Here is a 6,861-nt window from a genome sequence, read left to right on the forward strand (position 1 = left end):
CATCCCGCACTGGGCAAATGCATAAGCCAGCGCCATGGAGCCAACTGCGGTGACTAACCATGAAACGATAGAAATCGTCCCAACTTCGGCGAGTTTGGTTGGTAGCATAATTATGCCAGACCCCATCATATTGACGGCGGTCAGAATAGTTAGCTGTACTACTCCCATCTTATTATTTGTTTTACTCATTTTTATTATCTCTTTTTAAATTTCAGAGACTGCGGGAATATTTCCCGCAGGTTTGAGTTATTGGTGTTGTATAATAGAAGTCTTCTTTTTTACTTATTTTTCATCATGTAGCCGTATGCGCGGTTCCATCCGTCTTCATCGACTTGTAAATAAACACCTTGTAATTCAGGTGCAAAGCCTGGCAATAAGTTAATACTTTCTTCAAGTGCCAGGAAATAACGTTGAGCAGCGCCCCCCCAAACTTCACCAGGGACAACACACAATACTCCCGGTGGGTAAGGAAGTGCGCCTTCAGCGGCAATTCGGCCTTCTGCTTTACACAATGGAACTAATTCAGCATGTCCACGAACGAATTCAATATTGGCATCCTGAGGATTCATCATGACTTTAGGGAAATATTGTTTGCGGAACATTTCTTTTTGCAGTTGTTTAACATCATAGCTGACATAAAGATCATGCATTTCCTGACATAATTTACCGATGGTATAGCCTTTATAACGAGTTTCGTTATTACGATAAACTGTTGGTAATACATCACTCAGCAATGCATCTTCTTCAATGAAACGTTCAAATCGAGCAATTTGTGCTACCAAATGTTGCATTTTCGCCAAGTCTTCTGCTGGCGTTAATAAGAACAGAATGGAGTTAAGGTCACATTTTTCTGGCACTATGCCATTTTCACGCAGGAAGTTAGCCAGAATAGTCGCCGGAATACCTGAGGCGGTATATTCGCCGGTATTGGTATCAATGCCTGGTGTAGTTAATAACAATTTACATGGGTCGACAAAGTATTGTGACGCTTCATAACCTTCAAAAGCATGCCATTTTTCGCCTGGAATGAAATTAAAGAAGCGTAAGTCTTGAGCCATAGCCTCGGTGTTATATTCTTGCCAAGGTTTACCATCAACTTCTACCGGCACAAACGGCTTAATCATATTACAGGTATTTAAGATCATTTTACGGGCTTCAATACCGGTCTTAACACAATCTAACCACATGCGCTGGCCACTTTTTCCTTCATGCATTTTCGCATTAACATCTAATGCTGCGAATAATGGATAGAATGGGCTGGTGGAGGCGTGCAACATAAAGGCATTATTAAAACGTTTATGGTTACAATAACGATCCTGGCCTTTAATATGTTTATCTTTCTTATGAATTTGTGAGGTTTGCGAAAAACCGGCTTGTTGTTTATGTACTGATTGCGTAACGATAATACCCGGATCGTTTTCATTCAGTTCAAGTAATAATGGTGAACAATCTTTCATCATAGGAATAAACTGCTCATAACCGACCCAAGCCGAGTCGAACAGAATATAGTCGCAAAGATGGCCGATTTTATCCACAACCTGACGAGCGTTATAAATGGTGCCGTCATAAGTACCTAATTGGATAATCGCCAGGCGGAATGGGCGCGCTTCATTGGCACGTTCCGGGGCTACGCTACGTATTTGTTCACGCAGATATTTTTCTTCAAAACAGTGGGCATCAATACCACCGATAAAGCCAAACGGGTTGCGGGCAGTTTCCAGATAAACCGGTGTAGCCCCTGCTTGGATCAGTGCGCCGTGGTGGTTGGATTTATGGTTATTACGGTCAAACAGTACCAGATCACCACGGGCTAATAGGGCATTGGTGGCGACTTTATTAGAAGCGGAAGTCCCGTTCAGCACGAAATAGGTTTTATCGGCGTTAAATACTTTTGCCGCATGTTTTTGAGCATCACAAGGTGCGCCTTCATGAATAAGCAAATCGCCTAATTTGACGTCAGCGTTACACATATCAGAACGGAAAATAGTTTCGCCGTAGAAGTCAAAGAATTGACGACCAGCCGGATGTTTACGGAAGAATTGACCACCTTGGTGCCCTGGGCAGGCGAAAGTAGAATTCCCCATTTCGACGTATTTTTTTAATGTATTGAAGAATGGAGGCAGCAACTCTTTTTCGTATTTTTCAGCTGCAGATTCCAGTTGTTTACCGTAAAAATCAGTATTGTCACCGCACAGTTCAAATACCCCATTTAAAGACGGTAATACATCGGTATTCAGTTCTTCTTCACAACAAACAGCGGCAAAAATCGGAATATCCAAACCTAATGAATGAATACCTTCAATAACACCATCATTAATGTCTTGAACAGAAAGCACCACAGCAGCTACATCAGTAAAGTCAGTGTGTAAAACATCCACAACTTCACGTTGTGATTCGAAACAGCTTATAGCTGATGTGCTTGCCGCGATATTTAATTTTTTCATCATGATTTCTCTTTTATTTTATTTAGGGTATATGAACCCGTCCAACATTTTTGCAAGTTGGATTTAGTCGTTTATTAAATTTTTGGTATAGCAGTCCGTATCAATGAATTTAAATTCATTAATAAATGAAACTGCTTTTCTGCGTAACACGTTGCCTTTATATCACTCATTACCTTTATATAAAAAAGGACTGAATTTAAGGCGCAGTAATCCTCATGTCATTTAGCATTAATGACAAAGGTGACATTTAATTTTTACAGGATAGCTATGTTTCTGCTGAAAGACTTAAACACCAGGCCAATAGAGATTGAGTTATAATTATCAACAATCTGTTAGGCGTTGAAATATTATCAAGTGTTGGTCATTTCGGAGAAAGCAGACAATAGTTAACATAACGAAAAAGTATCACGAGATTTTCGCTGTGGTTAAAATTGTGCATAGACAATGACTATCCAATAAAATCGGATGCCATCGCAGGAAGGGTATTATCTATAATGGTAATAAGAAAAATTAAAATAACTACGGTGTGCCGGCATCATTAAATGCGTTGTCCGCCTTATATGCGCCATTTTCTTGTTGTTATTTTCCATTTGCGTAAGGTCTCTTTTTTTAAAAAGAAGTTTTAGTTTTAAACATGGTCTTTAAAAACCAGGTTGATGGCGGCTATTTTAGTCATAACACTTATTCATTCTGTGACTCACATCATGTTTTTAGCCGATTTTTAAATGCCTTTTGACTAGAACGTGAATAAAACATCGTTTTTATGCGTTTTAAACGTTGTTTATTCAAAACTGTACTGGGTGTTATGCAAAACAGTAGAGTTATATTTAACACGGCAGATACATCGTCAGCGCTATTATTATGCGATATTAGCAATGAGAGCGGGTTCTTAATTGAAATTGTATTTTATTTGTTAAGCCAAAATTATTTGTTACATCCCAATTTATACGGAAATATTGCATATTAATTCAAATCAAGCATATGCAGTAAATGTTAGCTAAATCACGTTATCAGGCTGTTGCTCGTCTAAATCCCTATTTCTAGGAAGGATATGCTTGTCATCTTGTTGTCGTTAGAGATAAATGTGGCAAAACAGGGGCAAAAGCTGCCCCTGTGAGCAGGGATTTAACTGAATAGCGGTAGACTACTGTCGGTAAAGGGAATTTTTACCTGTATAACCTGCTGTTGACGAGTCAATTTGAGAGATAAAATCTCGCCATCATTGTCCACTTGCACGTCTAGCAGCGGGTCGAGGTTGTTCATATCAAATACGCAGGTGACCAGTGATTCGGGGTGATGATGACGCAAAATCAGATAATTGATATCACGCACGGACGGGTTTGCCGGAGCCAATCCCTGAAACAGAGTGGCATCTGCGGCGAGCCAGAGTGTTAGCGGGTGAGCCGCTGTTTGATAGCGGCACTGAATCACGCCATTCAGTGGTTGGGCCGTAACTTGATGTAAATATTGTAGTGGCCCGCTATCGCAGAAGGTCGCACTTTCTCCTACCGATTCAATTACCGACCCGTCGATATGCAGTGTCCAGTCCCACTGTTGTTGATGTGGATTGACGATGCTGCTGATATCGATAATTGTGTCTTCCAACCATAAAATGCGGCGGCGGAATTTGACATCACGGTAAGCCTCGCTATCCCATTGAATTCGGGTATGGCTGTCCAGCGTAGGAGCTTTTTGGCTCCAGTCGACCTCGGTATCCAACCAACTAAAGTTTGCCGATTGATGCCAGTGATGAATAACTGGCACAGCGGGCGGCTGATTTTTCTGGTTAATACTGAGCGTATTGTGGGTGGCACTATTTTTGTAATAACCATAATGCAGTTGTGCGCCATAACCGGTAGTGCCTAAATCCGGTAGAATCTCTTGCCCTTGCTCAAACAGAATGAGATTCAGCCGGTCATAATGGTCATGTTCACCCCCGTATGGACTGTGTTTTACCAGCAAAGCGCGGCCAGATTGCGGTTGGCGAAGAATGGTCAATCCACAATCTGGCGCATGCAGTGTATCTGTTGGAATGACATCAATCATTGGTGGTGGCAATTCTTCAACGCCGTACAGCAGCGCATCCAAATTTAAGCGCGGTTCCTGGCGATAAATATGATGTAGGGCGGCGGCGTATTCATCATTACCATAGGTTTTAAAGGCAAATTCATATAAATGGGCATGATTGAGCTGCTCCTGACCCACAGTGCAATCATTGATACGAGGGAATGTGCCATCGGGCATCAGTAATTTTAAAGGGAAACTGAGCATATCGCGGTAATAAGGTAACGCCAGCAGACTGTGACGGCTCCCGGCGGCCAGTTTTTCAAATGACCAGAAGCCTTGCAATGCATAAAAGTGATAATGTACCGAGCCTTCAAACCACAATCCTTCATTGAACAACCCATGTTCTAGCTGATAACGCAGGCCATACTCAGCATTCACCGCAAACTCAACATAGTGTTCCTCTTCGAGGATCAGGCCGATTACCGCGATAGCGCTGCTAATTTTTACTTCATGGTTATGCAACTGACGGGTGCGATGTTGCATCAGGAAATCAGCCCCTTCGCGTAACAAGCGCCCGGCGATGCAATCACGTTGTTCCTGACTGAGCGCATCAGCAATAAAATCATAACCCAAGGCAAAATCGAGCAGACAATTGGCCTCACACAAGGTTTGTGCATTGGCTTTGCCCGGCCCGTTGTAAGGGATACCGCCGTGCACTTCATAGTCGGGATAGTAGCGAGCATAATCTATCAAAATATCCCGTACCTTTTCGAAGTAGCGTATCTCGCCAGTGAGTTGCCACAGCAAACCGAGCTGATTACAGGCCTTGGCATTTAAGCCGTTAAGCGCCCGCCACCAGGCGCCATCATAGGGTTCTCCGCTAAACAAATGAGAGTCTATCGGGCAACGGTGTTGCGTCGGTGAATAGCGATCCCACGCCAACTTCACACCGTGATCGGGGCAATAATAGTAATGATTCCAGGTGGCGATACCGGTGGCAGGGACTAGTGTGTCTGAGCCCAGAACCACCTGATTATCCTCAATCAGCGTGGCAATAATCTCGGACTGCTGCACGCTATTTCCCTGTTGTTGCATCACGCGCTGGCGGATTTTAGCCATCTGCCTGTCCGTAAACTGCTTCATATCTGGTGTGTCCTCGACGGTGCTTATTTTTTGGCGATTAGGGGCTGTGTTATCGGGTAGAGCAAGATTTCGACGGCATCCGGGTATTTGGCCATCAGGTATTGCGCTTTCTGCTGGAAATCAGGATCAGTTGGGTAGGCACGGGCGGCAGTCATCATATTGATCAGTGCTTTTTTATCTTGTACGCCATCCAGATCTTTATACGGCCAGGCTTGGTCGGTATTGATAAAGCCCGCGACATATTGATAGCCTTTTTTCAGGCTGTGTTCGTCAAGGCTAAAATTCCAGATATCTTTATTGGCAACTTCCCCCAGTCGACCGAGCTTGTTGTAAGCTTCGAGATGGAAATTGCTGTAATGCCACGGACGGGTGCGCTCCAGCTCAGCATTCTGACGGCCCTGGATATCAAAATGTGATGGAATTCGGCGTAGTTGAGTGATTTCCAGGCGCTTTTGCGCTGCGGCTTTTTGGTCACTGAATAGCGCAAAAGAGGCGGCCTGCATATCAAAATAGGTGCCGTGGTTATTGTGCCAATTATCCTCTTCGAAACCATTCTGGCTGGTGGTCATCCATTGGTAAAAATCTTTGTACCACAGTTTGATGGCTTGATAGTCGGCTTCAGTGAGAACATTGGCGGGCCTTATCAATTCAACCGCATCTATCACGTCTACCAGTGCCCGGCTATCGATCAGACCAATACCTCGGCCTTCATTGATTCCTGGAATAGCTTGAGCATATTGGAGATTTGGGTTCATTCGGGTATTCGGATTGACGAACCAGTTGACTAATTGTTCGCGTGCTTTGTCGGCATACTCCGGTTTGCCGGTAAAGCTATAAGCCAGTGCCAGATAATAGACATCTTCACTGAAGTTGTTCATGCGCTTTTTATCTGTCGCATCACTGTTGGCATCAGGGTTTGTTTCGCCGTCTTTGCGCAAATAAGGCATACCGTCTTTCTTGCTTGGGTCCGGCCACCAATAAGGTGGGAAGCTGTAATAGTCGTGTTTGTCGCCACTGGCGGCTAACAGGCTTTTATCCATGACGGAATAGAGCGGTTTTTTCAAGGCCTTGTCAGCCTTAGCTATCAGATTTTTATAGGATTTTTCATATAATGGGTTGTTCTGCTTAATTTGTTCAATGCTGTAGTTAATATCATCCATTTTTAATAATAATGGCTGGCTTTCCGCAGCATAAATAAAGGGAGAGGACCCCAGAAGAATAGCCATTAATAGGTTTTTTTTAGCCAAAATTTTCATCATCACTTTCC

General features: G+C 43.3%; 4 protein-coding genes and 1 pseudogene. All 5 read right to left on the reverse strand.

What is annotated here, in order from left to right:
• A pseudogene (potE, locus tag HU019_RS19835) lies at window positions 1-189 on the reverse strand (putrescine-ornithine antiporter); the annotation flags it as partial.
• A gap of 89 nt (window positions 190-278) precedes the next feature.
• On the reverse strand, window positions 279-2,444 hold the full coding sequence (speF, locus tag HU019_RS19840; protein WP_174849137.1) for an ornithine decarboxylase SpeF: 2,166 nt from the start codon (window positions 2,442-2,444) through the stop codon (window positions 279-281).
• Between the two features lie 485 nt (window positions 2,445-2,929).
• Entirely contained in the window at window positions 2,930-3,034 is a 105-nt protein-coding gene (gene speFL, locus HU019_RS20485; RefSeq protein WP_105877053.1) for a leader peptide SpeFL, read from the reverse strand.
• A 535-nt stretch (window positions 3,035-3,569) separates the two neighbouring features.
• A complete protein-coding gene (locus tag HU019_RS19850) occupies window positions 3,570-5,594 on the reverse strand; it encodes a heparinase II/III domain-containing protein (RefSeq protein ID WP_174849130.1) in 2,025 nt (674 codons plus the stop codon).
• A 23-nt stretch (window positions 5,595-5,617) separates the two neighbouring features.
• Window positions 5,618-6,850 carry an alginate lyase family protein gene (locus HU019_RS19855; protein WP_174849138.1) on the reverse strand — a complete coding sequence of 411 codons (1,233 nt, stop codon included), beginning with the start codon at window positions 6,848-6,850 and terminating at the stop codon, window positions 5,618-5,620.
• Window positions 6,851-6,861 lie beyond the last annotated feature (11 nt).

The sequence above is a fragment of the Yersinia artesiana genome (genome assembly GCF_902726545.1).
Classification (GTDB): Bacteria; Pseudomonadota; Gammaproteobacteria; order Enterobacterales; family Enterobacteriaceae; genus Yersinia; species Yersinia artesiana.